The 23,081-nt window shown below is 73.0% G+C and carries 23 protein-coding genes and 1 pseudogene; 10 read left to right on the top strand and 14 right to left on the bottom strand.

Annotated features, from left to right (window positions below):
- A pseudogene (groEL, locus tag ACTWPW_RS34825) lies at nucleotides 1–167 on the top strand (chaperonin GroEL); the annotation flags it as partial.
- 452 nt (nucleotides 168–619) lie between these two features.
- Here groEL and ACTWPW_RS34820 read toward each other — a convergent pair.
- Nucleotides 620–1,441 (bottom strand): alpha/beta fold hydrolase, encoded by an 822-nt coding sequence (locus ACTWPW_RS34820; protein ID WP_443171122.1) that lies wholly within the window; start codon nucleotides 1,439–1,441, stop codon nucleotides 620–622.
- A gap of 120 nt (nucleotides 1,442–1,561) precedes the next feature.
- Between ACTWPW_RS34820 and ACTWPW_RS34815 the strand changes: the two genes are divergently transcribed.
- Nucleotides 1,562–3,055, top strand: a complete 1,494-nt coding sequence (locus ACTWPW_RS34815) for an MFS transporter (RefSeq protein WP_375112334.1) — start codon at nucleotides 1,562–1,564, stop codon at nucleotides 3,053–3,055.
- A 250-nt stretch (nucleotides 3,056–3,305) separates the two neighbouring features.
- On the opposite strand, the gene ACTWPW_RS34810 is transcribed toward ACTWPW_RS34815, so the two are convergent.
- The gene (locus ACTWPW_RS34810) at nucleotides 3,306–3,587 is read right to left on the bottom strand and encodes a hypothetical protein (RefSeq protein WP_443171121.1); all 282 of its coding nucleotides are present in this window, start codon (nucleotides 3,585–3,587) and stop codon (nucleotides 3,306–3,308) included.
- Between the two features lie 134 nt (nucleotides 3,588–3,721).
- Here ACTWPW_RS34810 and ACTWPW_RS34805 point away from each other — a divergent pair, with 134 nt between their 5' ends.
- Genes ACTWPW_RS34805 through ACTWPW_RS34795 form a run of 3 tightly spaced genes read left to right on the top strand, consistent with a single transcriptional unit; the run spans nucleotide 3,722 to nucleotide 6,658 of the window.
- Entirely contained in the window at nucleotides 3,722–4,855 is a 1,134-nt protein-coding gene (locus ACTWPW_RS34805; RefSeq protein WP_443171120.1) for a Gfo/Idh/MocA family protein, read from the top strand.
- Nucleotides 4,848–5,759 carry a PmoA family protein gene (locus ACTWPW_RS34800; protein ID WP_443171119.1) on the top strand — a complete coding sequence of 304 codons (912 nt, stop codon included), beginning with the start codon at nucleotides 4,848–4,850 and terminating at the stop codon, nucleotides 5,757–5,759. Before ACTWPW_RS34805 ends, ACTWPW_RS34800 begins: the two co-directional genes overlap by 8 nt.
- Complete coding sequence (locus ACTWPW_RS34795) at nucleotides 5,756–6,658, top strand: cupin domain-containing protein (RefSeq protein WP_443171118.1); 903 nt, start codon at nucleotides 5,756–5,758, stop codon at nucleotides 6,656–6,658. Before ACTWPW_RS34800 ends, ACTWPW_RS34795 begins: the two co-directional genes overlap by 4 nt.
- On the opposite strand, the gene ACTWPW_RS34790 is transcribed toward ACTWPW_RS34795, so the two are convergent.
- The 6 genes from ACTWPW_RS34790 to ACTWPW_RS34765 all read right to left on the bottom strand — a co-directional run bounded on the left by ACTWPW_RS34790 (nucleotide 6,559) and on the right by ACTWPW_RS34765 (nucleotide 11,817).
- A complete protein-coding gene (locus ACTWPW_RS34790) occupies nucleotides 6,559–7,830 on the bottom strand; it encodes a glycoside hydrolase family 30 protein (RefSeq protein WP_375112339.1) in 1,272 nt (423 codons plus the stop codon). The genes ACTWPW_RS34795 and ACTWPW_RS34790 overlap by 100 nt on opposite strands.
- A gap of 65 nt (nucleotides 7,831–7,895) precedes the next feature.
- Nucleotides 7,896–8,906, bottom strand: coding sequence for a LacI family DNA-binding transcriptional regulator (locus ACTWPW_RS34785; RefSeq protein WP_375112340.1), 1,011 nt, complete (start codon nucleotides 8,904–8,906; stop codon nucleotides 7,896–7,898).
- 127 nt (nucleotides 8,907–9,033) lie between these two features.
- Nucleotides 9,034–9,435 carry a hypothetical protein gene (locus tag ACTWPW_RS34780; protein WP_443171117.1) on the bottom strand — a complete coding sequence of 134 codons (402 nt, stop codon included), beginning with the start codon at nucleotides 9,433–9,435 and terminating at the stop codon, nucleotides 9,034–9,036.
- A 1-nt stretch (nucleotide 9,436) separates the two neighbouring features.
- Nucleotides 9,437–9,982 (bottom strand): dihydrofolate reductase family protein, encoded by a 546-nt coding sequence (locus tag ACTWPW_RS34775; RefSeq protein ID WP_443171116.1) that lies wholly within the window; start codon nucleotides 9,980–9,982, stop codon nucleotides 9,437–9,439.
- Nucleotides 9,983–10,109: 127 nt separating this feature from the next.
- A complete protein-coding gene (locus ACTWPW_RS34770) occupies nucleotides 10,110–11,216 on the bottom strand; it encodes a sensor histidine kinase (RefSeq protein ID WP_443171115.1) in 1,107 nt (368 codons plus the stop codon).
- Nucleotides 11,200–11,817 carry a DedA family protein gene (locus tag ACTWPW_RS34765; RefSeq protein ID WP_375112344.1) on the bottom strand — a complete coding sequence of 206 codons (618 nt, stop codon included), beginning with the start codon at nucleotides 11,815–11,817 and terminating at the stop codon, nucleotides 11,200–11,202. The genes ACTWPW_RS34770 and ACTWPW_RS34765 overlap by 17 nt, the downstream gene beginning before the upstream one ends.
- A gap of 102 nt (nucleotides 11,818–11,919) precedes the next feature.
- On the opposite strand from ACTWPW_RS34765, the gene ACTWPW_RS34760 reads away from it, so the two are divergent.
- Both ACTWPW_RS34760 and ACTWPW_RS34755 read left to right on the top strand, forming a co-directional pair.
- Nucleotides 11,920–14,655, top strand: a complete 2,736-nt coding sequence (locus ACTWPW_RS34760; RefSeq protein WP_443171114.1) for a DEAD/DEAH box helicase — start codon at nucleotides 11,920–11,922, stop codon at nucleotides 14,653–14,655.
- On the top strand, nucleotides 14,652–15,770 hold the full coding sequence (locus tag ACTWPW_RS34755) for an SWIM zinc finger family protein (RefSeq protein ID WP_443171113.1): 1,119 nt from the start codon (nucleotides 14,652–14,654) through the stop codon (nucleotides 15,768–15,770). Before ACTWPW_RS34760 ends, ACTWPW_RS34755 begins: the two co-directional genes overlap by 4 nt.
- Here the strand turns inward: ACTWPW_RS34755 and ACTWPW_RS34750 are convergent.
- From ACTWPW_RS34750 to ACTWPW_RS34730, 5 genes are all read right to left on the bottom strand, one after another.
- Complete coding sequence (locus tag ACTWPW_RS34750) at nucleotides 15,698–16,453, bottom strand: HAD family hydrolase (protein ID WP_443171112.1); 756 nt, start codon at nucleotides 16,451–16,453, stop codon at nucleotides 15,698–15,700. The two genes, ACTWPW_RS34755 and ACTWPW_RS34750, sit on opposite strands and share 73 nt — an antisense overlap.
- Nucleotides 16,454–16,517: 64 nt before the next feature.
- A complete protein-coding gene (locus ACTWPW_RS34745) occupies nucleotides 16,518–17,156 on the bottom strand; it encodes an NAD(P)-dependent oxidoreductase (RefSeq protein WP_375112348.1) in 639 nt (212 codons plus the stop codon).
- Between the two features lie 52 nt (nucleotides 17,157–17,208).
- Nucleotides 17,209–18,174 (bottom strand): HD domain-containing protein, encoded by a 966-nt coding sequence (locus tag ACTWPW_RS34740; RefSeq protein ID WP_443171111.1) that lies wholly within the window; start codon nucleotides 18,172–18,174, stop codon nucleotides 17,209–17,211.
- Nucleotides 18,171–18,497 (bottom strand): PadR family transcriptional regulator, encoded by a 327-nt coding sequence (locus ACTWPW_RS34735; protein WP_375112350.1) that lies wholly within the window; start codon nucleotides 18,495–18,497, stop codon nucleotides 18,171–18,173. Before ACTWPW_RS34735 ends, ACTWPW_RS34740 begins: the two co-directional genes overlap by 4 nt.
- An 86-nt stretch (nucleotides 18,498–18,583) precedes the next feature.
- Nucleotides 18,584–19,771, bottom strand: a complete 1,188-nt coding sequence (locus ACTWPW_RS34730) for an MFS transporter (RefSeq protein WP_443171110.1) — start codon at nucleotides 19,769–19,771, stop codon at nucleotides 18,584–18,586.
- Between the two features lie 60 nt (nucleotides 19,772–19,831).
- Between ACTWPW_RS34730 and ACTWPW_RS34725 the strand changes: the two genes are divergently transcribed.
- Nucleotides 19,832–20,812, top strand: a complete 981-nt coding sequence (locus ACTWPW_RS34725) for an ArsR family transcriptional regulator (RefSeq protein ID WP_443171109.1) — start codon at nucleotides 19,832–19,834, stop codon at nucleotides 20,810–20,812.
- 9 nt (nucleotides 20,813–20,821) lie between these two features.
- Here the strand turns inward: ACTWPW_RS34725 and ACTWPW_RS34720 are convergent, their stop codons facing one another.
- Nucleotides 20,822–21,445: a TetR/AcrR family transcriptional regulator gene (locus ACTWPW_RS34720; RefSeq protein ID WP_443171108.1), complete on the bottom strand. Its 624-nt coding sequence runs from the start codon at nucleotides 21,443–21,445 to the stop codon at nucleotides 20,822–20,824.
- Between the two features lie 87 nt (nucleotides 21,446–21,532).
- On the opposite strand from ACTWPW_RS34720, the gene ACTWPW_RS34715 reads away from it, so the two are divergent.
- The gene (locus ACTWPW_RS34715) at nucleotides 21,533–22,315 is read left to right on the top strand and encodes an SDR family oxidoreductase (RefSeq protein WP_375112354.1); all 783 of its coding nucleotides are present in this window, start codon (nucleotides 21,533–21,535) and stop codon (nucleotides 22,313–22,315) included.
- Between the two features lie 55 nt (nucleotides 22,316–22,370).
- Nucleotides 22,371–23,054: a class I SAM-dependent methyltransferase gene (locus ACTWPW_RS34710; RefSeq protein ID WP_443171107.1), complete on the top strand. Its 684-nt coding sequence runs from the start codon at nucleotides 22,371–22,373 to the stop codon at nucleotides 23,052–23,054.
- Nucleotides 23,055–23,081 lie beyond the last annotated feature (27 nt).

The raw sequence follows: 23,081 nt of genomic DNA, 5'->3' as shown, positions 1-23,081 counted from the left end.
TGTTCGACGCCGGCATCCTCGACCCGGCCAAGGTGACGCGCTCCGCGCTGCAGAACGCCGCCTCCATCGCGGCGCTCTTCCTCACCACCGAGGCCGTCATCGCCGAGAAGCCCGAGAAGACCCCCGCCGCTCCGGCGATGCCGGGCGGCGGCGACATGGACTTCTAGACCCGGCACCCGATCCGCGCACCCGATCCGCATGTGGCCGGGGAAGGCAGCGGACCTTCCCGGCCACGGCGAACCTTTCCCGGCCACGGTGGAAAGAGCCGCCCGGCGACTGGCCGCAAGACTGCCGCCCTGTACGACCGGCCGGCCGGTCCGCCTGCCGCCCTCACTCGTGGTCGAGCTGAACCGAACCGTGGCCGTCGCCATGGCCCACGGCCCGCTGGCGGGGCCGCACCTGGCGGACCGGCCGGCTGCGGACGGGTCCCTGCAGAGCGATCACCTGCTGCCCGCCACCCGCGCCGGGCCTGCTGCGCCGCCTCGGCGGGCAAAGGAGGCGGCCGAGGCATGCCGGCAGGCGCTCGGCCTGGCACGCGCCGAGGCCCGGCCGCCGCTACCTGACACGCCGCCCCGGCGGGGAGGTCAGTGCCCGGCACCCGGCCCTGTCTCGAGGGAGGTCAGAGGGTGTCGAGGAAGCGCAGCAGCGCCGTGTTGACCTCGTCGGGGCGCTCCTGCTGGATCCAGTGACCGGCTCCGTCGATCACCACGTGGCCGCGCAGGTCGGAGGTGATCTCCGTGATCCGGTCGGTCCTCATGAACGACCCCACGGGGTCCTCCGAGCCGATGACGAACAGGGCGGGCACGTCGATCGTCCGGTCCTGGAAGCGTTCGGCCAGGGCCCAGTTGCGATCAAGGTTGCGGTAGTAGTTGAGCCCTCCGGTGAATCCGGTGGCGCGGAACGTCTCCGCGTACACGCCGTCCACGTCGAAATCCCGAAGGAAGGCGAAGAGCTCGTCCTCGGGGACCTCCGGCTCCTGGAAGCGCAGCATGTAGAAGTCGTCGCCGAGCCGCTTGCGCATGATCTGCGTCGGCGGTGCCGCGGAACGCCGGGTGGGCGGGACGCTGAGGCCCGCGACGGCCTTCGTCCTGCCGGGGTAGGCCAGCGCCAGGTGCCACACGACGGAGGCGCCCCAGTCGTGGCCGACGAAGACGGCCTGCTCCTGGCCTTCCGCGTCGAGCAGCCCGATCAGGTCGGCGGCGAGGGTGAAGACGTCGTACGCCTCGACCTCGGCCGGCCTGCTGCTCCCGCCGTACCCGCGCATGTCTGGCACGATCACCCGATAACCGGCGTCAGCCAGGGCGAAGATCTGGTGCCGCCAGGAGAAAGCGAGTTCCGGGAAGCCGTGCGCGAGGACGACGGCCGGGCCCTGGCCGTGCGCGAAGACACGGAGCTCGATGCCGTTGGTCGCCACCTGCGTGGGAGTGAGCTGGTGCCACATGTGTTCCATTATGGGCGGCCGGTGAAGCCGTCCCCGAGATTTCCTGCCGGACCGATGTCGAGAAGCTCTCGATCGCTCCGACCAACCGGAGAAACATCGAGAGAACAGGAAATTTCGGATATGCGAGTCAACCGGGCATGGCTGGGACTGGGCGTCCTCGCGCTGCCGACATTGCTCGTCGCGATGGACACGACGGCGTTGCTCCTCGCGCTCCCCCAGCTGAGCGCCGACCTGGGTGCCACCAACGTCCAGCAGCTGTGGATCAGCGACAGCTACGGATTCATGGTGGCCGGGCTGGTCATCACGATGGGCACGCTCGGCGACCGGATCGGCCACCGGCGGCTGCTGATGATCGGCGGAGCGGCTTTCGCGGTGCTGTCGGTCGTGGCCGCCTTCTCGGCCGGCCCGCTGACGCTGATCGTCGCGCGTGCGCTGCTGGGCGTCGCCGGCGCGACCCTGGCGCCGTCCGCCCTCGCCTTGATCACCAACATGTTCCGCGGCGAACGGGAGCGCGGGCAGGCCATCGCGATCTGGGCCACGTGCCAGTTCACCGGCGGCGCGCTCGGCCCCGTACTGGCCGGGTTCCTGCTCCAGCACTTCTGGTGGGGATCGGTGTTCCTGGTCGCCGTTCCGGCGATGGCGGTGCTGCTGATCGCCGGGCCGATCCTGCTGCCGGAGTCCCGCGGCGACCGGGCCGGCCGGCTGGACCCGGCCAGCGTGGGGCTGTCGCTCGTGGCGGTGCTTCTGATGGTCTACGGCATCAAGCAGCTGACCGTCGAGAGCGTGCCGGTCGTGCCGGCGGTGGCCCTCGTCGCCGGCGCGGCCGTCGGGTTCGTGTTCGTACGCCGGCAGCTGCGGCTGGAGACGCCGCTGCTGGACCTGCGGCTGTTGCGCAGCCGCCCGTTCACGGCCGTCCTCGTCGGGCTGGTCTTCGCCGGGGTCGCCATGGCCGGCACGGGCCTGATGGTGACCCAGTACCTGCAGAGCATTCTGGGCTTCTCGCCGCTGGCGTCGGCGGTGCTGTTCGCGCCGATGGGCCTGGGCGTGGCGGTCGGCACCATGACGGCGCCGGCGCTGGCCCGGCGGGTGAAGCAGACGACCGCGATCGCCGGCGGGCTGGCCGCGTCGGCGCTGGGCAGCCTGCTGCTGGCCGGGGCCGACGGTGCACTCGCCTTGCCGCTGGTGATGACCGGCATCACCGTGCTGGCGCTGGGCACCGGCCCGCTGTTCGCGCTGGGCACCGGGCTGGTCGTCGGGTCCGTGCCGCCGGAGCGGGCCGGGTCGGCGGCGTCGATGTCGGAGACCGGCAGCTACTTCGGCGGCTCGCTCGGGTTCGCGCTGCTCGGCGTGGTGGCCGCGGTGGTCTACCGCAGCCGGACGGACGGCACGTCCGACTCGCTGGCCGGCGCGGTCGCCGCCAGCCGGCGACTGCCCGCCGACCAGGGCGCGGAGCTGCTGCACACCGCCCGGGAGGCGTTCACCGCCGGCCTGCACGTCACCGGCATCGTCGCCACGGTCATCTTCGCCGGGCTGGCCGTGCTGATCCTGACCATGCGCCCGGCGTCCCCGTCCACCCCGGCCGCACTGCCCGACTACGAGGCGACCCGCTCGTAGGCCGCGCCGGGGCACCCCTCTCCGGTGCCTGTTCGGAGCGCCGCAGCATGCCGGGCAGGGTGGCGCATCACTGGGCGAGCGTGGCGGGCGGCGGCTGGAGGCGGACCTCGAAGGTGGTGTCGGTCTCCAGCGCTTCGGCGGCCTCGGGAGTCAGCTCCGGCCGAAACGTCGCCACGTGCCGGCCTCGGCCCCGTAGGACAGCTCGTCCAGGCCCTCGGCGGCGATCTCCGGCCGTCGCGGGTGACGGTGGTCAGCGCGTACGGGCCGACCTGGGCACGGGTACGGCCAGCTGCGACCAGCCCGGGTCGGCGGCCCGGGGCACTGTCGCCCTTGCGGGGCCGCCATGGCGCGTACCTCCGGAATCTCGCCCCGCACCCCCGGCCGCCTCCGTGGCCGGCGCGACGGACCCCGCCAGACCGTTGCGCGGCCGGACGCCCGGCGCGGGCAGCAACACCGGCAGGGCCGCGACGGCGATCCGCCACACCTGCGCACACGCGCCCCGCCTGGCCGCCGCCTCGAGTGCGGTGACCATCCCGGTTGGATGGTGCGGGAGAGTCAGGTCACATCCGGGGGGAGCCGCAGCCGGGTTGACCCCGGAGGGGATCGAAAATAGGTTGATCAGGAAAAGTGATCGATCACTCTTTGGGTCGTCCAAGGGAGTCCCCCATGTCTGCCTCACCGTCCCCGGTCCGTGTCGCCGTCGTCGGCGCCGGGGGCATCGCCACCGCCTGCCATCTGCCCGCCCTGGCCGCGGCCGGTGACGCCGTCCGGGTCGTCGCCGTCTGCGACGTCGATGCCGCCCGCGCCGACGCGCTGGCCGAGGCCCACGGCATCCCCGGCCGTCACACCGATCTGGCCGCGATGCTGGCGGTGGAGAGCCCTGACCTCGTCGTGGTCGCCACCCCGCCGGTCGCGCATCGCGAGACGGTGATCGCCGGCCTCGACGCCGGGGCGTGGGTGTGGTGCGAGAAGCCGCCGACGTTGTCGCTCGCCGAGTACGACGAGATCGCCGCCCACGAGAAGGACGGCGGCCCCTACGCGAGCTACGTCTTCCAGCACCGCTTCGGCAGCGCGGCGGCGCGGCTGCGCCAGCAGATAGCCAGCGGCGAGCTGGGCACCGCGCACGTCGCCGTGTGCAACACGCTCTGGTACCGCGGCCACGACTACTTCGAGGTGCCCTGGCGCGGCAAGTGGGAGACCGAGGGCGGGGGCCCCACCATGGGCCACGGCATCCACCAGATGGACCTCATGCTCAGCCTGCTCGGCGACTGGCACGAGGTGCACGCCGTGGCGGCCACGCTGGGCCGCCGGGTCGCGACCGAGGACGTGTCGTTCGCGATCGTCCGCTTCGCCTCGGGCGCCATCGCCTCGGTGGTCAACAGCGTCCTGTCCCCGCGCGAGACGAGCTACCTGCGCTTCGACTTCACCGACGCCACGGTGGAGGTGGAGCACCTCTACGGCTACGAGAACTCCCACTGGCGCTGGACCCCCGCACCGCACGTCACCGACCCCGGCACGATCGCCGGATGGGCGCCCGCCGACAACACGCCCAGCTCGCACCGCGCCCAGCTCACCGCCCTGCTGGCGGCCCTGCGATCCGGCGTACGGCCCCCGGTGAGCGGCGCCGACGGCCGGCGCGTCATGGAGCTGATCACCGGCCTCTACCAGTCAGCCATCACCGGCCGTCCCGTCACCCGCGCCGAACTCGACGCCACCAACCCCTTCTACCACTCCCTCAACGGCGGCCACCCGCAGGCCGCCACCGCCCGCCTCCAGCAGAAAGCGCCCCACCATGCCTGAGCCGAAACTCACCGCCCGTGACGAGGACGACAAGGCCCTCGTCATCACCGCCGGCGATGTGGACATCGCGCACTACGTCTACCGGCCCGACGCCCCTGACGCCGAAGCGCCCAAGCCCTACCTGCATCCCATCCGCAGCCTGTCCGGCGCGCCCCTGTCGGTCTACCGGCCGCACGACCACCGCTGGCACAAGGGCCTGCAGATGACCTGGGCCCACCTGTCGGGGCAGAACTTCTGGGGCGGCCCCACGTTCTCGGTGGAGCGGAACTACCACTGGCAGGACAACCTCGGCCACATCAACCACACCGCCTTCACCGACGTCTCCGCCGACGGGCAGCGGGTCACGGTCGCGGAAGGCCTGCGCTGGGTCTCGGCGCAGGGCGAGCACTGGATCACCGAGGAACGCCGCCAGCTCTTCCACAGCGTGGACGCCGAACGCGGCCTGTGGGCGCTCGACTTCACCACCGAGCTGCGCAACGTCCGCGGCACCACCCTGCATTTCGGCAGCCCCACCACCCATGGCCGGCCGATGGCCGGGTACGCGGGCTTCTTCTGGCGTGGCCCCAGATCCTTCACCGGCGGCACGATCATCGCGGCCGGCGGGCAGGGCGGCGAGGAGATGATGGGCCGGCAGGCCCCGTGGCTGGCCATGGTCGGCCGGCACGACGAGATCGACGGCGGCGGCACGGTGCTGGCCGTCGCCGGGCACTCCAGCGCGTCCGTGCCGATCAAGTGGTTCGTCCGCAGGGAGGCGTTCGCCGTGATCAGCCCCTCCCCCTCCTTCGACGAGGAGATCGCGCTGGCCGACGGCGACACCCTCGAACTCGCGCACCGCTACGTCTTCATCGACCACATGTGCGACCGGGCCGAGCTGGACGAACTCGGGGCGGAGTTCGCGCTGTGACCCCGCTGTTCCCCGGCGGCACCTCGATCAGCGACCTGGCGGTCTACGACTGGGAGTGCGCCGACGGCGTGCACGGCGGCACGCCGCACCTGCACACGGTCTCGACCGAGGCGTACGTCGTGACCGCGGGCCGCGGCGAGGTGCATACCCTGAGCGCCGCCGGCTTCGCCCGCGACCGGCTGGAGGCGGGCACGGTGTTGTGGTTCTCGCCGGGGACGATCCACCGCCTGGTCAACGAGGACGGCCTCCGGCTGGTCGTGATCATGCAGAACGCGGGCCTGCCCGAGGCCGGGGACGCCGTGCTCACCTTCCCCGCCGAGATCCTGCGCGACCGCGACGCCTACCTCGCCGCGGCGACGCTGCCGGCGGAGGGCTCCGAAGACGAACGGGCGGCGGCCGCCCGGGCCCGGCGCGACCTGGCCGTCACCGGTTTCCGGCAGCTGCTGCACGACGTCGGGGAGCGTGGCGGGCAGGCGCTGGCGGACTTCCATCGGCTCGCGGCCGCGATCGTCCAGCCTCGGGCGGCGGCCTGGGCCGAGCTGTGGAACGAGACGGTCGCGGCCGAGACCGAACGCACCCGGGAGCAGCTCGTGGCCGTCGCGGACGGCGACCCTTCTCACCTGGGGCAGGCCACCGTCGTGCGCACCATGCCCAGGCCGGGTCAGCGTGCCTTCGGGATGTGCGGAAGGCTGCGGACCTGGACGCCCCTGCCCGCGACCCCGGCCTGTGCGAGAACGACTCAGCGTAGGACGACTCAGCGGCCGCCCTGGGCACGCAGGACGACTCAGCGCAGGACGACTCAGCGCAGGACGATCGTCGTCAGGGCGCGCGGCGGGAAGGTCACCGCCCCGTCCCGGACAGGGACGGAGCCCAGGGAGGCGTCAGCGTCGGTCAGGTAGACCTCGGCCGTCTCGCTCACGCCCGCCCAGGCGCGGGGCGCCACGCCGGTGTTGAGCACCTCGACCACGCGCGAGCCGTCGGGGTTGCGAAACGCGCACACCTTCAGCGAGGGCACCGCTCCTGAAGCCCCGATCCGCTGCGCACCCGGCCTGATGAACCTGCTGAACGCGGCCAGCGCCCACAGCCGCTTCGAGACCCGGTAGGTCCCGGTTTCCTCGTCGATCCGCAGCAGTGCCCGGGTGTTCCCCTTGGAGGCGCCCAGCCAGTACAGGTAGCCGGAGACGTTGCCGAAGGTGAGCGCGTCGTGCACGGCCGAGGCGATCGTGTAGCCGTCGGAGCCGCTGCCGTCGTACCAGCTCTCGTTCCAGGTGGTGCCGTTCGGATTCCACTCCGACATCCACGTGGGCCGCTTCGTCGGGAGCGGGGTGTCCACCGGGGTGCCGTAGCCGTGGGCGGTGTAGACCTTCACCCAGCGCCGGGCCTCGGGGTCGGCCGCGATGGCGGCGATGTACGCCTTGGCCTCGTCCCAGCCGAGCGATTCGCAGCACACCAGGCCCACGCCCGAGGCGACGGGGCCGAGCAGCTTGACGAAGTCGGCGGCCTCCTTCGGGGTGAAGCGCATGGAGGGATGCGGGGCCGTCCAGTCGGGCTCGTTCGCGAAGCCCAGGTCGGTGATCCGGACGCCCTGCCCGGCGTAGAACCTCGTGTACTGCACCAGGTAGTCGGCGTAGGCGCGGCGCCATTCCGGCTTCAGCTTGCCGCCGTTCTTGTCGTCGCCGTTGTCCTTCATGTAGCCGGGCGCGCTCCAGGCCACGGCGAAGAACCGCCGCACCCCGTACCGCTGAGCCTCCTTGGCCAGCCAGACCTGGCTGTTGTCGTCTCCGTCCCAGACGTACCGGGGCGGCGCGTCCGGTCCGCCGGGGTCCTCGGGCTGGATCGACACCATCTCGTCGTACGGGCTGCCGGCCGGCGCTGAGCCGATGCCCAGGCGAAGGATGGTGAGCCCGGCCCCCTTGACGGGGTCGAACCACAGGTCGAGGACCTCGCGCCGCTTGTCCTCCGACAGAGACTTGATCAGCTCGTTGCGCCGGAAGGCCGTGGAGAAGCCGAACCCGTCGATCGTCTGGTGCCGGACCTGATCGTCGATCATGATCACGGATGGATCCTTCATGACCGGAGCCTGGGGTGGAGGGGAGCTCATGGCGCCAAAGAGTTAGCACATCGGCGCCGGCCGGCTCAATACACCCCGGCGGGCGGCGGGCCGACCGTCTCACGGACGATGACCCGGTTGATCGACCGCTCGGGAGGCGGCGGCGCCGGCTCACCGCGTACTGCCGCGATGAGCCTCGCCATGGCCTCCCGCCCCTGCGCCTCCCTGTCGACGGCCACCGTGGAGAGCGCGGGAGTGGCGAAGCGCCCCAGCTCCTCGTCGTCCCAGCCGAACACGCTGACGTCGCCGGGAACGCGCCAGCCGCGCGCGAGCGCCGCGCGTACGGCGCCCATGGCCACGTGGTCGTTCACGGCGACGATGGCGGTCACGCCGCACCCGTCCGGCAGCCCGCGTACGGCGTCGTAGCCGGACTGCGGGCTCCAGTCGCCGAGGGCGACGCCGTACGAGGTGAGCGCGAGGCGCTCGATCGCCTGCTCGTAGACCTGCTTGCGATTACGGGCCGAGGCCCAACTCTGGGCACCCGCGATGTGGAAGAAGACCCGGTGGCCGAGCGAGGCGAGATATTCGACGATCTCCTGGATCGGGGAGGCGTCCGCCAATTCGTTGACCCCGCGCAGCATGTCGTCGTAGTCGCCCGTGACGACGACGGGCACCGGCGAGGAAGCGGGGTCGATCTCCAAGGGCGTCAGCGACAGGATGCCCTCGACCTGCCCCGAGCCGGCCAGCTCCAAGACCCGCTCCGCCCTGGCGCGCGGATCGCCCTCCACGCTGACGACCTCCAGTTGGAAGCCCTCGTCGTGAGCGGCGGCGGAGGCGGCGCGGAGCAGGCGCGCCGGCCACAGGTAGGAGGAGGCGGGCAGAGTGATCGCCAGCCGGTTCGTATGGCGTGTGCGCATGGAGCGCGCGACCAGGTTCGGCCGGTAGTTGAACTCCTGGACGACCAGGTCGATCTTCGCGCGGGTCGCCGGTCTCAAGGTTTCGTTGTGGCGGAAATACCGGGAAACGGTCTGATGAGACACACCCGCACGCCGGGCTACCTCGTGGATCGTGAGGCGCGGCGTCTCAGGCTTGTCCAAGGGACCCCTCTCCTCGCTGTGTGCGTCACAGCCTAGCCGGTGCCGCTCGCTCGGCGTCGAGGCAGAAGTGATCGATCACTATCCCTCTTCAGAAGGAAGTCCGTGGTCGCCCGGTGGACGCCGGGGCTCAGCCGCGCCCGCCCGTGAACGGGGCCTCGCCCTCCCGCAGCGGGCGGAAGCGCAGCGCCGACCACACCTCGTCCACCGCGACCTGGCCGTTGGGGCGCAGCCCGTACTCGCCGACGATCGGCCACAGCGTGTCGCGGTTGATGTCCGACCTGTTGCCCTTGGGGTAGGCCACCCAGACGACGGCGGGCTCGGTGAGCAGCGCGCGGTGCTCGTCGAGCAGCCGCCGGGCAGCGGCGGCGTCGGCGGCGAAGAACACCGCCACGCCGGCCCCCTTGAGGTCGTCGGCGTGGCCGGCGCCCTCGGGCAGCGGCTCCACCAGCGGGCGGTGGGCCGCGTCGGAGATCCACACCTCGGTGCCGGGCTTGATGAGCAGCTTGTCGGCGACGGTCTTGGCAGGCATGTCAGGCCCTCGTGTAGGTCAGGTTCAGCACACCGGTGCCGAAGGTGGCGGAGTGGGTGAGCGTGAGCGGGATCTGCCCGGTTCCGCCCTCGAACAGGCGCTTGCCCGCGCCCACGACAATGGGGTGCACCAGCAGGTTGAGCTCGTCGAGCAGGCCCTCGCGCAGCAGCCACGACACCAGGGTGGGGCTGCCGGTGATGCCGATGTCCTTGCCGGGCCGCTCCTTCAGCCGCTCCAGCTCCTTGCGCGGGTCGCCGGCCAGGACCGTGGTGTTCTCCCAGGCGGGGTCGGTGAGGGTGGCCGAGACGACGTATTTGGGCGTGGCGTTCATGGTCGCGGCCATCGGGTCGCGGGTGGCGTCCTGGTGGGGCCAGTGGGCGGCGAAGGCGTCGTAGGTGCGCCGGCCCAGCAGCATGGCGTCGGCGGCCCGCATCCGCGCGGTGACCGCCTGGCCCATGTCCTCGTCGAAGTACGGGAAATGCCAGGTCTCGGGCGCCTCGACCACGCCGTCGAGCGAGATGAACAACCCCGCGACGATCCTTCTCATGATGTCTCTCCAGCTCTTTTCTGAGGTGCCTTCACCCTCCCACCGAAAAATAAAATTGTCAAGACGGGCATGCTTGTCGGTAACGGGGTGCCGCCAGAAGGAGCTCAGACCTCCGGAGAACGCGGGATCACCCGCACGGAAGCATCGCCGTGATCGTCGTCGGCCCGCCCACCGGGCTGCTCACCTCGAAACTGCCGTCCAGCGCCGCCACCCGCCGGGCCAGCCCCGACAGGCCGCCGCCGTCGGCCCGCGCGCCCCCGGCGCCGTCGTCGCGCACGCGTACGAGCACCGCCCCGTCCCCCTCGGGACCCACCTCGACCGTGATGTGCGTGGCGCCGGCGTGCTTGGCGGCGTTGGTCACCGCCTCGCACACCACGAAGTACGCCGCCGTCTCCACCGCCATCGGCGGCCGCCGTTCCAGCCGGCAGTCCACCTTGACCGGCACGCTGGAGCGTTCGGCCACCCCCGCCAGCGCCTCGCCCAGCCCGAGCGAGTCCAGCCCGCTCGGGTAGACCCGCCAGGCCACCTCGCGCAGCTCGGCCAGCGCCCGCTGCGCCTCCTGGTGGGCCTGCTCCAGCAGCTCCGGGCGACCCCGCCGGGAGCGGCCGATCAGCATCGACAGCGCCACCAGCCGCTGCTGCAGCCCGTCGTGCAGGTCGCGCTCGATCCGGCGGCGCTCGGAGTCCACCGCCGCCACGATCCCCGCCCGGCTCTCGGCCAGCTCGGCGATCCGCCGCTCCAGCGCGCGGGTCGGGTCGGGGCCGAGCATCCGCATCGCCAGCCGGCGTTCCAGGGCGTGCACCCCCGCCACGCCCGACAAATCCAGAAACAGCAGCACGAATCCGCCAACGAGCATGTAGGCCACCAGCGGCGGCGAGGGCAGCATCCCGTCGAAGGGCTCGCCCCGCCCCCACGAGATCGCGAGCAGCACCGCCACCCTCGCCCCGAACACCAGCAGCATGATCACCAGGCCGCCCAGCACCCCGGCCTGGACGCGCGCGGCCAGGTAGCGCGCGGCCCGGCCGTCACGGCCCTCGCGCAGCGCGTCCAGCTCGGCTAGGTCCAGGCGCAGGCGGCGGGCCTCGATCCGGGCCAGCCGCCGGGCCGCCTCCGCGACGTTCGGGTTGCCCAGGAACGGCAGCGTCAGCAGCAGGAAGACGAGCTCGCCGAGCGCGGTGACGGCGCCCAGCGCCACCGCGCCGACCACGCGCAGCCCCTCAACGGCGGCTCGCATGCCTCCCCTTGCGCCGCTCGGTCAGCCGGACGCCGATGAAGACCGCGATCGCGAGCACGACGAGCCCGATCACCACGTTGGTGCCGATGCCGACATATCGCTCCACGAGCGACCACTTCTCGCCCAGCAGGTAGCCGGCCATCACGAAGATGGTGTTCCAGATGAGGCTGCCGGCCGTGGTCAGCAGCGTGAACGTCGGCAGCGGCATCCGCTCCACCCCCGCCGGCACGGAGATGAGGCTGCGGAAGATCGGGATCATCCGGCCGAAGAAGACCGTCTTGTGACCGTGACGCTGGAACCACGCCTCGGTCTTCTCGATGTCGGAGATCTTGACCAGGGGCAGCTTGGCCGCGATGGCCAGGGTGCGCTCGCGCCCCAGCATCGCCCCCACCCAGTACAGCGCCAGCGCCCCGATCACCGAGCCGAGCGTCGTGCACACCAGCACGTCCAGGAGGTCCATCGAGCCCTGGCTGGCCGTGAATCCGGACAGCGGCAGGATCACCTCGCTGGGTAGGGGCGGGAAGAGGTTCTCCAGCGCGATCGCGAGCCCGGCGCCGGGGGCGCCGAGACTCTCCATCAGTCCAACCAGCCATTCAGTCATGAGATCAAGGTTATGGAAGATCCGGATAAGCGCGGAATGAGGAAGCTGCCCGTCCAGAACTGTGGTTAACCACACCCCCGGTGTACCGTACACTGTACGGCCGTGAGCTCTTTGACGGATCTGGCACGGCACGCGGCAGTTTTCCGACCCGGCGACCCGCCCAGGTCCGGGCACATCGCCTTCCTCGACCCGGCCGGCGACACCCTCGTCACCGTCGCCGAGGAGCACGCTGCGGGGCAGGACGCGGGGCAGGAAGGGACGGGCCAGGTGCGCACCCGGCCCGTCCCGGCCACCCTCGTCCCCGTCGGCACGGCGGTGGCGGGCCTGGCCAGGGCTCGCATGGATCCGCACGCCCACCCGGCCACCCGCTTCTGGGGCGCGGCGGCGCTCGTCGCGCTGCAGCTCGTCACCCGGGGCCGCATCCTGCCCGGGGTCTCGCCCGGCGAGCACGACTCCTGGCGGGCCGGGCCGCTGGACACCGCCGACCTCCAGCGGGTACGCGAGCTGGCCGCCGCCATGCCCGCCACCGCCCGCGCCATCCCCCTCGACGGGGACCTGCTGCCCGACGCCGAGCCCCTGGTCCGGGCGTTCCTCGACGCCGTCGCCGACGCCATGCCACGCTCACCCGGCGCCGTGCGCGCCACCGGCACCACCGCCTACGCCGCCGCCAAGCCCGTCAAGGTCGGCCACCTGCGCCGCTGGGCCGAGGAGGTCTCCTCCGGCCTCGACTCCGGCGTACGGCTGTCGCTGCGCATCGAGGCCGACGACCCGGCCGCCGCCGAGTTCCGCGCCGTCGCCCAGCTGCACAGCCTGGCCGACCCCTCCCTCGTCGTCGACGCCGCCGACCTGTGGCAGGGCCGCGACCCCGGGTTCGGCGCCCGCGCCCGGATCGAGGCCACGCTCGCCGTGCGCCGCGCCGCCCGCGCCTGGCCCCGGCTGGAACGCCTGCTCGACAGCGCCGTGCCCGACGAGCTCACGCTCTCCGACGGCGACGTCGAGGAGCTCCTGGCCGGCGCCGCCGACCGCCTGGCCGCCGCCGGCGTCGACGTGCACTGGCCCAAGTCCCTCGTACGCGGCCTCAGCGCCCGCGCCGTCATCGGCGAGCGCGACGCCGCCCCCTCCGACATGCCCTCCTTCCTCGGCGGGCACCACCTGACCAGCTTCGACTGGCAGCTCGCCCTCGGCGGCGAGCGGCTCAGCGCCGCCGAGATGGACCGGCTCGCCGAGGCCCACCGCCCCGTCGTACGGCTGCGCGACCAGTGGGTGCTCATCGACCCCGACCTGGCCCGCAAGGCCCGCCAGCGCGACCTCAAACCGCTGACCGGCATCGAGGCGCTCGGCGCCGCCCTGACCGGCACGATCGAGGTCGAGGGCGAGCAGGTGCCCGTCGAGCCCACCGCCTGGCTGAACGACCTGCGCGAGCGCCTGGGCGAGCCCGCCGACGTCGCCCCGCCCGCCGGCCTGGCCGCCACCCTGCGCGACTACCAGCTCGCCGGGCTGCGCTGGCTGGCCAGGATGACCTCGCTGGGCCTGGGCGCCTGCCTGGCCGACGACATGGGCCTGGGCAAGACGATCACGCTCATCGCGCTGCACCTGCACCGCGCCGCCGGCCCCACCCTCGTCGTCTGCCCCGCCTCGCTGCTGGGCAACTGGGAGCGCGAGATCACCAGGTTCGCGCCCGGCGTGCCCGTACGCCGCTACCACGGCGCCAACCGCACGCTCGCCGACGAGGGGTTCGTGCTCACCACGTACGCCACCATGCGCCTGGACGCCGCCCGCCTGGCCGCCCACCCCTGGGACCTGCTCGTCGCCGACGAGGCCCAGCACGTCAAGAACCCCGCCTCCGGCACCGCCAAGGCCCTGCGCGAGATCCACGCCGCCGCCCGCGTCGCCCTGACCGGCACCCCCGTGGAGAACAACCTGTCGGAGCTGTGGGCCATTCTCGACTGGACCACGCCCGGGCTGCTGGGTTCGCTCGGCAGGTTCCGGGCCCGCTGGGCCAAGCCTGTCGAATCCGGCGACACCGACGCGGCCGGGCGGCTGTCGCGGCTGGTCGGGCCGTTCCTGCTGCGCCGCCGCAAGAGCGACCCCGGCATCGCCCCCGAGCTGCCGCCCAAGACCGAGACCGACCGGCCCGTCGCGCTCACCACCGAGCAGGCCGGCCTGTACGAGGCGGTGGTGCGCGAGATCATGGCCCAGATCGCCGACGCCCAGGGCATGGCCCGGCGCGGCCTGATCGTCAAGCTGCTCACCGGGCTCAAGCAGATCTGCAACCACCCCGCGCACTACCTGCACGAGGCCACCCCGCGCCTGCCCGGCCGCTCCGGCAAGCTGGAACTGCTCGACGAGCTCGTCGACACCATCGTCGCCGAGGACGGCGCCGTGCTCGTCTTCACCCAGTACGTCGCCATGGCCCGGCTGCTCGAACGCCACCTGACCGGGCGCGGCGTGGCCACCCAGCTCCTGCACGGCGGCACCCCCGTCGCCCGCCGCGAGGAGATGGTCGAGCGCTTCCAGGACGGCAGCGCCCCGGTGTTCCTGCTGTCGCTCAAGGCCGCCGGCACCGGCCTGAACCTCACCCGCGCCGACCACGTCATCCACTACGACCGCTGGTGGAACCCCGCCGTCGAGGACCAGGCCACCGACCGCGCCTACCGCATCGGCCAGACCAGACCCGTGCAGGTGCACCGCCTCATCGCCGAAGGCACGATCGAGGACCGCATCGCCCAGATGCTCGCCGCCAAACGCTCGCTCGCCGACGCCGTGCTCGCCTCCGGCGAGGCCGCCTTCACCGAGCTGACCGACGCCGAACTCGCCGCCCTCGTGGAGCTCCGATGACCAACGCCCGTGGGTTCGCCGCGTTCCCCCCGCAGCGCGCCGGCGCCCGCTTCGCCACCTCCTGGTGGGGACGCGCCTGGATCCAGGCCTTGGAGGACACCTCCCTGGACCACGTGCTGCTGCGCAAGGGCCGCGCGTACGCCAAGCACGGCCGGCTCGGCCCCATCACCGTCAGCCCCGGCCGCATCGCCGCCGTGGCCGAGAGCGAGTACGACACCGTCGTCCGCGTCGAGCAGCTCACCGACGCCGCCTGGGAACGCTTCCTGGACCAGGTCGCCGCCAAGGCCGGCCACATCGCCGCGCTGCTCGACCGCGACATGCCGCACGACCTGGTCGACGCCGCCGGGGACGCCGCCGTGCCGCTGCTGCCCGCCGTCGGCGACCTCGAACCCGAATGTTCCTGCCCCGACTGGGGCCATCCGTGCAAGCACGCCGCCGCCCTGTGCTACCAGGCGTCCTGGCTGCTGGACGCCGACCCGTTCGTGCTGCTGCTCATGCGCGGGCGCGGCGAGGGTGACCTGATCGAGGCGCTGCAGGGGCGCGACGTCCCCGCCCCGGCGCTGTCGGGGGTGCCGGCGGCGCAGGCGTACGCGGTGGGGGTCCCGCCGTTGCCCGACCCGCCGCCGAACGACGTCTCCTACGCCCCTCCCGCCCTCGGGGCCGCCTCCGACGCCGGTGTCGACGTGGCCGCCCTGGCGGTGCTGGCCTCCTCCGCCGCCGCGCGCGCCCGCGAGCTGCTGCTGCGCGGGCACCTGCCGGAGCTGACCGAGTACCAGGACCGCGTCCGGCTGGCCGCCGACCACGATCTCGGGCCGGGGCTCGGGCTCGAGGCCGCCGTACAGGCCTGGCGGTACGGCGGCGCCGACGCCCTGGACGTCCTGGACCGCGCCTGGACCCCGCCCCGCCGCGACCTGGCCCGGGCCCAGGCGCTGCTGGAGGCCGGCTGGGAGGGCGAGGACCCGCCACGCCCGCAGACCTGGCGCAACCGCTGGACGCTCGGCCCCCTGCAACTGCGCTACGGGCGCGACGGCCGCTGGTACCCCTACGCCCTGCGCGACGGCGAGTGGTGGCCCGCCGGACCGCCCGAACGCGACCCGTCGGCGCTCATCACCTGACCCGCCACCGCTCGTGCCGGGCGCGTGCCTTCCAGGCGCGCCACGGCGTCGACCATCTCGGGGAAGGCGTCGATGAAGGCGTCGACATGGTACGGGCCGAAGTCGGCCCGCCGCCGGAGACCGCTTTGCATGCAGGCGATGAATCGCAGGCCCGCCCCGTTCGCGGCCTGCGCGTCGCCGGGAGAGTCGCCCACGTACAGGCACTGGCGGGGCTCCAGCCCGGTGGCGGCCAGGAGCTCGTCGAAGGCCCGGGGGTCGGGCTTGGCGAAGCGCATGTTGCCCGCGTGGTAGACGGCGTCGAGCCGGCCGCCGAGCACGTGGTCGGGCGCCATGAGGTGCGCCATCTCCGCCTCGGTGCGCGAGGTCAGCAGCATGAGGCTGCGGCCGGCGGCGGCGAGCTCGTCGAGCGCCCGCAGGTTCTCCGGCACGACGACGTCCAGCCGCCCGGCCGTCACGTACTCCCGCAGCACGTCGCCGTAGGCGGCGGTGAAGGCGTCGAGGTCGACACCGGGCGAGCGCCTCGGCATCGCCTCCAGTAACGGCAGGCCCCATGTGGCCACGTGCGCGGCCCGCGACATCGGCCCGCCACCGATGCGCGCCAGCACGTCGTTCTCGAGCTCGAAGCACACCTCCTCGGTGAGGCAGAGCGTGTCGTCCACATCAATCACCACGGCGCGGATCACAGGGCCCAAGATAGCGGGGCCCAAGATAGCGGGGCCCAAGATAGCGGGGCCCGCGGCCGCTCCATCAGGTCGCGACCGAGATGACGTGGCCCACCGAGGTGCGGTCGGAGATCAGCTCCAGCATGCAGTCGGCCAGATCGGCGCGGGTGGTGTTCATGCCGCCCCGGAGGTTGAGGTCCCGGGCGGTGCGGTAGCGGTTGGTACGGCCGGCGTTCCTCAGGCGCGAGGGCCGCACGATCGTCCAGTCCACGTCGCCGGCCCGCAGCAGCCGCTCGGCCCTGGCCAGGTCGGCGTAGGAGTGGCGGAACAGGCGCTGGACGATGAGGGGCTTGAGCACGTACCGGGTGAACGGGCCGTCGCCGGCGTCGGCCTCCAGGCCGGAGGCGCTGACCATCAGCAGGCGGCGGGCGCCCACCCGGTCCATGGCGGCCAGGATGGAGGTGATGCTGGCCGAATGCACGGTGGTGGGGCCCTGGTCGCGCGGGCCCATCGCGCTCAGCACGGCGTCGCGGTCCTTGACGGCGGGCGCGATGGCGTCGGGATCCATCACGTCGGCCTCCACGACGTCGAGACGATCGCGCAGCTCGGCGGGCAGGCGGGTGGCGTCGCGCACGACGGCGGTGATCTGGTGGGTGCGGTCGAGCCCTTGGCGCACCAGCTCCAGGCCGGTGCCGCCGGTGGCGCCGAATACCGTGATCCTCATGAGTGGCCGGTTCTCCTCGAATAGCGTGGGGTGAGTACTTACTCACCCCACCTTACCCGCCTGCTTTGTCGAGGCCGAGCTTCGCCCGCAGGCAGCTGACACCGGTGTGGAGGACGGGAGGCACGGTGATCAGGATGACCACCGCGTCGCCGAGGCTGCTCCGCGCGGTCTCCAGGACCATCCAGCCCAGCAGCGCGGCCAGCGGAGTCCACGTACGCAGATTCGATCGCAGGACCCAGCGCAGCCCCGCCGGCAGGAGGTCGGCAAGCCTTCGGCGCAGCGTCCGGGCCGGTGGGCGGCGCAGGGCCAGAGCCAGCGCGGGCATGCCACACATCACCCCGAACGCGAAGCGGGCGTGTGCCCGCCGGCTCCGCAATACATCCAGTTCGCCGAGCCATTCGCACAGGTAGGTCCCCCTGAACGCCGAGGGGAGGATCAGGGATCCGAGGGCGAGCGCCCGATGCGCCACGCCGGTGTCCCGGGGCAGGTGGCCGCGCGCGATCGCTTCGAGCTCGTCCGCGATGGCCGGCAGGCCGAGACGCTTGGCGAGCGGTGCTATGACGTCCAGCGTCTGCCGGCTCTTCAGCTGCCGCTTCGCCTGGTCAAGGGACTGCAGGGTACGCATGTTGTGCAGTCGGTCGAGCACCTTCAGCGCCAGGACGCGGTCGTCCGCGGCATCGAGGGCCGCCTGATCGTGGCGGCGGTCGAGCTCGGCCATGCCCTGGACCAGTGCGGTTGTCTCGTCGCCGAACTCCGCGCGGACCTGGGCGGCGTCACATTCCGTGCCGGCGATCACGTCGTGCAGCAGGGCGGCGCAGATGGCGTCGCAGTCGAGTCCGGCGTCGGCGGCGATCTCCGCCACGGCGACCGGGTGGGTGATGTAGGGATCGCCGCTTTTGCGTAACTGGCCTGCATGGTGGTGGGCGGCGAACTCGTAGGCACGCCGGATCCGGTCACGCTCGGAGGCCGTGAACCCGCCGGGCAGCCGGGCCAGCAGCGGGGCCACCAGGCTGGTCATGACGTCACCGTCCGGAGGTTCACGACCGCGCGCGACCGCTCGGCTCGCTCCAGGGCGGCCCGCGCCCGGACCGCGCCCTCCTCGCTCAGCACGTAGTAGTGCCGAGCGCGGCGGCCCTCGGCCAGGTGCTCGGCCGGGGACTCCTCGTGGCGCTCGAGCCAGCCGTACTCGCGCTCCAGCCGGGCCAGGATCGGGTAGACGGTTCCGGGGTGCTGGCGCGTCTTCTCGCACAGCTCCAGCCCGTAGCGACGCTTGGCCGGATCGGACAGCATCACCTGCAGCACGAGCATCGTCGGCAAGGTCATCCGCGGGGTGTCTGCCATTGTCGAACTCTAGACTTCCAGCACGGAGCGTGACATCGCTTCGCAGGTGACATCTGCCTGTCCCCGGGCCGCATGTCGGCCTGGGATCAGGGGGCGGCGGGGTGGGCGAGGTCGGCGGGGCGGGGGCGCAGGCCCGGTGACAGGCTCAGGGTGACCGCGACCGACGCCGCCGCCATCACCGCCATCGCGGTCGCCGGCGAGGTCCACTGGGCGACGGCGCCGGCCAGGGCCGCTCCGACGCCCTGCATGGCCATCATGCCGGAGGAGTGCAGCCCCAGGGCGTGCCCGCGCAGCTCAGCCGGGGTGAGGGCGACCAGCCGCTCCTGCAGCAGGAGGCTGGCGGCGTACCCGACCGAGGCCAGCACGACGGCCGCCGCCGCGATCGGCGGGTCCGGACGCAGGACGAAGACCAGGTACGGCAGCGCGAGCAGCAACCGCAGCGGCCCGGCGAGCCGCTCGCGCCACCGGGCCGGGACGAACCGGCCGAGCAGCACGTCCCCGGCGAGCATCCCGAGGGCGGCCAGGGCGAAGAGCGTGCCGGCGTGGGCGGGCGCGTACGGGACGAACAGGGCCTCGCAGCCGACGATCAAGCCGTTGGGCACCCACAGCGCGAGGTAGACGTAGCGGCGCGGCGCCGAGGACCACAGCAGGCGGTTGCCCCGCCAGGTCGCCGCGATCGACGGCCGTCCGGCGGCGCGGGCCGGGCGGCGGCTCAGGCCCAGGCGCGCGATCAGCGCGGCCGCCAGGTAGAGGGCGGCGCCGGCCAGCAGCGTGCCGCGCGGCGACAGGGCGTCCACCAGGACGGCCCCGGCGGCGTACCCGGCGATCTGGGTGAGGCCGACCGACATGTTGAGCACCGAGCGGCCCAGCAGGTAACCCTGCCGCGGCAGGATCTCGTCCAGCAGCCCCAGGCGCACCCCGCCGCCCAGCGAGGCGGCCAGCCCCAGGCCGAACAGCAGCGCGAAGACGGACCACACGGGCAGGCCGGGGATCGCCAGGGCCGCCGTCACCACCCCGAAGAGCGCGGCCAGGCCGGACAGCGCGGCGCGCGGCGGCAACCGGTCGGCCGCCGACAGTAACGCCGTCGCGCCGATCACCTGGGCCACCGAAGGGCCGAACATGCTCAGCGCCGACAGCAGCGGCGAACCGGTCGAGGCGTACACCAGCGTGCCCAGCGCCAGCCCGCTCACCGTCGAGGCCGTCGTCTGGACGGCCGAGGCGGCGAACAGCGGCGTGAACTCACGTGTCCGGAAAAGCTCCCTGTAGGTGCGCATACGGGAGTCTCATCCGTGGTCGCCGGCCGGCTGTTAATGTTTCGCACGGGGGCGAAAGCAATGGGCTACTGGCAGGTCAGCGCGGACACGCTCGCGCGCAGCCGCTTCACGATCTCCCCGCTCGCCGAGGCCACCGCGTGCCTGGGGCTGCTGGCCCGGGGCACGCCCGCGCATCCGGGCGAGCGGGGCTGGCTCGACGCGCACCTTCCCGCCTACCGCGAGCGGCTGGCCGGCGACCCGATCACCGACCTGCTCCTGCGTGCCGCCCGGGGCCACCGCTGGATCGCCGACTTCCTCGTCCCCGCGCCGCACGGCGGGGCGGACGCCACGTTCGAGGACGAGGTGGAGCACATCCGCGCGACCCCGCCCGAGACCGTCCGGGCCGACCTCACCGTGTCGCTGGGCCGGCCCCCGCCGGCCGCGCTGGACCGGCCCGATCTGGGCGCGCGCGCCGCCGACCTGCTGGCCTGGGTGTGGCGGGAGACGGTGCTGCCCTCCTGGCCGCGGCGGCGCCGGATCCTCGAGGCCGACATCGTGGCCAGGACCGAACGGCTGAGCCAGGGCGGCTGGGCCGCGGCTCTGGAGGACATGGGGGCGGAGATGCGCTGGATGGGCGACGGCCGGCTGCAGATCAACGCCCTCGACTACCCGCCGCGGGAGCTGTCCGGGGCGCAGCTGATGTTCGTGCCGGTGACGCCGCACTCGGGATGGGTGGCCTGGGAGGTGCCGCACCGCTACGCCGTGGTGTACGCGTGCTCGGGGGCGCTCCTGGGCGGCGAGGATCCGGTGCCCAGGGCGCTGGGCAGGCTGCTGGGGCCGGGCAGGGCCGGGGTGCTCGTGCTGCTCGACAGCCCCAAGAGCACGACCCAGCTCGTGGCGATGACCGGTCAGGGGCTGGGGTCGGTGGGGCGGCACCTGAAGGTGCTGCTCGACGCCGGTCTGGTGCGGCGCCGGCGGGCGGGACGGTCGGTGCTGTACTGGCGCACGGAGCTCGGCCACGCCCTGGTGTCCGGTCACCGTGGCCCGGTCGAGTCGCCGTAGCGGCAGCGGTCAGCCTCGGGAGGCGGGCTCGGCCGCGCGTGCAGGGACCATGCGTTCGGGGAGCATGCGTTCGGCCAGCACGCCGGCCAGCTCGACCACGACCGCGCGGCGGCGGGCGACCGCGCGCTCGGCGTCGGGCTCGTCGAGGATGAGGCGGCGCAGCTGCGGCACCGAGAAGTTCCAGGCCACCAGCCCCAGGATGGTGAACAGCCACTCCTGCGCCGCCGCCCGCTCCGGCAGGCCCGCGCTCATCAGCCCGCCCACGTGCCCGCGGTAGGACTCCTTGCGCTCCTCCTCGCCCTCGACCCGGCCGCCGTCGGCCTCCAGGGCCTCCCACAGCAGCAGCCGGATCAGCTCGGGATGCTCGTGGTACCAGTCGAAGAGCTGCCCCACCGACTCGGGCAGCGTGCGCGGATCCAGGCTCACCGCGTGGCAGATCTCGTCGACCTTGGCCCGCACGACCACGCCGAACAGCTTCTCCTTGCCGCCGAAGTACAGGTAGATGGCCTGCTTGTTGGCCCGCGCGGCGGTGGCGATGCGGTCGATCCGGGCGCCGGCCAGCCCGTGCTCGGCGAACTCTGCGGTGGCGGCCTCGAAGATGCGCTGCCGCGTGGCCTCCGCGTCGTACGTCATGACGAAATTAAACCATCCAGTTGACTTTTCCGCCGCATCGAGCCAAGGTCTGAACCAACTGGATGGTTTATTTCGGAGGAGAATCGCATGTCCGTGACCACGCTTGCCCCCATGCCGATCGGCTCGCCGCTGCCCGCCGCGCTGGAGGGCCGCACCGTGGCGGTCGTCGGCGGCAGCTCCGGCATCGGCCTGGCCGCCGGCGAGCTGCTGGCCTCGGTGGGGGCGCGCGTCGTCCTCGTGGCCCGCGACGCGGACCGCCTGGGCGTCGCGGTGGAGCGCGTCCGTACGGCGGGTGGCGCGTCCGTGAGCGGGATCACCGCCGACGGGACCGACGAGGGTGACCTGGAGCGGGCGCTCGACCAGGCGGGCGAGGTCGACCACGTCCTGGTGACCGCCGGCGGCTTCGCCGTGGGGCCGCTGCTGGACACCCCGCGCGAACTGGTGCGCGAGGCCGTGGAAGGGCGGATCTGGGGCGCGTACGGGCTCGCCCGCGCCGCCGCGACCCGCCTGCCCGCCGGCGGGTCGATCACCTTCAGCTCGGGCCTCTACCTGGCCCGCCCCATCCCGGGGGCGTCGGCGGCCATCGCGAGCATCGGCGCCGTCGAGGGGCTCACCAAGGCGCTGGCGGTGGAGCTGGCGCCGCGCCGGCTGCGGGTCAACGTGATCAGGTACGGCGTCGTGGACACCCCGCTGTCGCGCGGCGCGATGGGCCTGCCCGACGACGCGGCGGTGGCGGCCGCCGGGCAGGGGTCGCTGATCGGGCGGTTCGGCACGGCGCAGGAGGCGGCCTCGGCGGCGCTGTTCCTCATGGCCAACAACTACATGACGGGAACGGTGCTCACCGTGGACGGCGGGCAGAGCCTGGCCTGACCGGGAAACGGTACGTTGGCCGCATCCCCCTCTGATCGGAAAGGATGCGGCAGACGTGGTATCCGTTCACGGACCGGCCCCGCGCTACGATGGCCTGGCCGACTGGTACGACGAGCTCAACGCCTCGTGGGCCGAGGGCAACCGCGCTCCCCTGCTGGACCTGCTCGGCCCCGGGACGGGCCCCTGTCTCGACCTCGGCTGCGGGACCGGCCTGAACTTCCCGGCGCTGCGCGCCTCCGGCCGCACCGTCGTCGGCCTGGACCACTCGGCCGACCAGCTCCGCCTGGCCGGCCGCCGGCGGGCGGACGGGGAGGGGCTGGTGCGGGGCGACGCGGCGGCGCTGCCCTTCGCCGACGGCTCGTTCGCGTCGGTGGTCACGCTGTGGGTGTCGACGGACATGGACGACTTCGCCCGCGTGCTCGGCGAGGCCGCCCGCGTCCTGCGGCCGGGCGGGACGCTGGTGTACTACGGGGTGCACCCCTGCTTCACCGGCCCGCACTCCGAGGACCGTCCCGACGGCGGCCGGGTCATCCATCCCACCTACCGCGTCTCGGGCGAGCACCAGCCGGCCCCGTGGTGGCGCGAGGACGGCATCCGCAGGCGGGTCGGCATGCGGCACCTTCCCCTGGGTGAGCTGCTCACCGCGTTCATCGCGGCGGGGCTGGCGATCACCCGGGTGGTGGAGCCGCGGAACGACCCCGTTCCGCGCGCCCTGGCACTGCGGGCGGACAAGCCCTGACGGCGTCTCCCGCCATCAGGTCACAGG

Source organism: Nonomuraea sp. KM90, from assembly GCF_052246675.1.
GTDB lineage: Bacteria > Actinomycetota > Actinomycetes > Streptosporangiales > Streptosporangiaceae > Nonomuraea.
The sequence above is the reverse complement of the archived record's forward strand: the minus strand, read 5'-3'. Positions and strand labels throughout refer to the sequence as shown.

Bases quoted from the DNA above. Each gene is read 5' to 3' on its own strand.
- ACTWPW_RS34775 (WP_443171116.1), bottom strand. From the start codon at position 9,982: ATGAGAAGGATCGTCGCGGGGTTGTTCATCTCGCTCGACGGCGTGGTC.
- ACTWPW_RS34820 (WP_443171122.1), bottom strand. From the start codon at position 1,441: ATGTGGCACCAGCTCACTCCCACGCAGGTGGCGACCAACGGCATCGAG.
- ACTWPW_RS34815 (WP_375112334.1), top strand. From the start codon at position 1,562: ATGCGAGTCAACCGGGCATGGCTGGGACTGGGCGTCCTCGCGCTGCCG.
- ACTWPW_RS34735 (WP_375112350.1), bottom strand. From the start codon at position 18,497: ATGGCAGACACCCCGCGGATGACCTTGCCGACGATGCTCGTGCTGCAG.
- ACTWPW_RS34800 (WP_443171119.1), top strand. From the start codon at position 4,848: ATGCCTGAGCCGAAACTCACCGCCCGTGACGAGGACGACAAGGCCCTC.
- ACTWPW_RS34810 (WP_443171121.1), bottom strand. From the start codon at position 3,587: ATGGTCACCGCACTCGAGGCGGCGGCCAGGCGGGGCGCGTGTGCGCAG.
- ACTWPW_RS34755 (WP_443171113.1), top strand. From the start codon at position 14,652: ATGACCAACGCCCGTGGGTTCGCCGCGTTCCCCCCGCAGCGCGCCGGC.
- ACTWPW_RS34725 (WP_443171109.1), top strand. From the start codon at position 19,832: ATGGGCTACTGGCAGGTCAGCGCGGACACGCTCGCGCGCAGCCGCTTC.
- ACTWPW_RS34730 (WP_443171110.1), bottom strand. From the start codon at position 19,771: ATGCGCACCTACAGGGAGCTTTTCCGGACACGTGAGTTCACGCCGCTG.
- ACTWPW_RS34720 (WP_443171108.1), bottom strand. From the start codon at position 21,445: ATGACGTACGACGCGGAGGCCACGCGGCAGCGCATCTTCGAGGCCGCC.
- ACTWPW_RS34765 (WP_375112344.1), bottom strand. From the start codon at position 11,817: ATGACTGAATGGCTGGTTGGACTGATGGAGAGTCTCGGCGCCCCCGGC.
- ACTWPW_RS34770 (WP_443171115.1), bottom strand. From the start codon at position 11,216: ATGCGAGCCGCCGTTGAGGGGCTGCGCGTGGTCGGCGCGGTGGCGCTG.
- ACTWPW_RS34790 (WP_375112339.1), bottom strand. From the start codon at position 7,830: ATGAAGGATCCATCCGTGATCATGATCGACGATCAGGTCCGGCACCAG.
- ACTWPW_RS34715 (WP_375112354.1), top strand. From the start codon at position 21,533: ATGTCCGTGACCACGCTTGCCCCCATGCCGATCGGCTCGCCGCTGCCC.
- ACTWPW_RS34780 (WP_443171117.1), bottom strand. From the start codon at position 9,435: ATGCCTGCCAAGACCGTCGCCGACAAGCTGCTCATCAAGCCCGGCACC.
- ACTWPW_RS34740 (WP_443171111.1), bottom strand. From the start codon at position 18,174: ATGACCAGCCTGGTGGCCCCGCTGCTGGCCCGGCTGCCCGGCGGGTTC.
- ACTWPW_RS34805 (WP_443171120.1), top strand. From the start codon at position 3,722: ATGTCTGCCTCACCGTCCCCGGTCCGTGTCGCCGTCGTCGGCGCCGGG.
- ACTWPW_RS34745 (WP_375112348.1), bottom strand. From the start codon at position 17,156: ATGAGGATCACGGTATTCGGCGCCACCGGCGGCACCGGCCTGGAGCTG.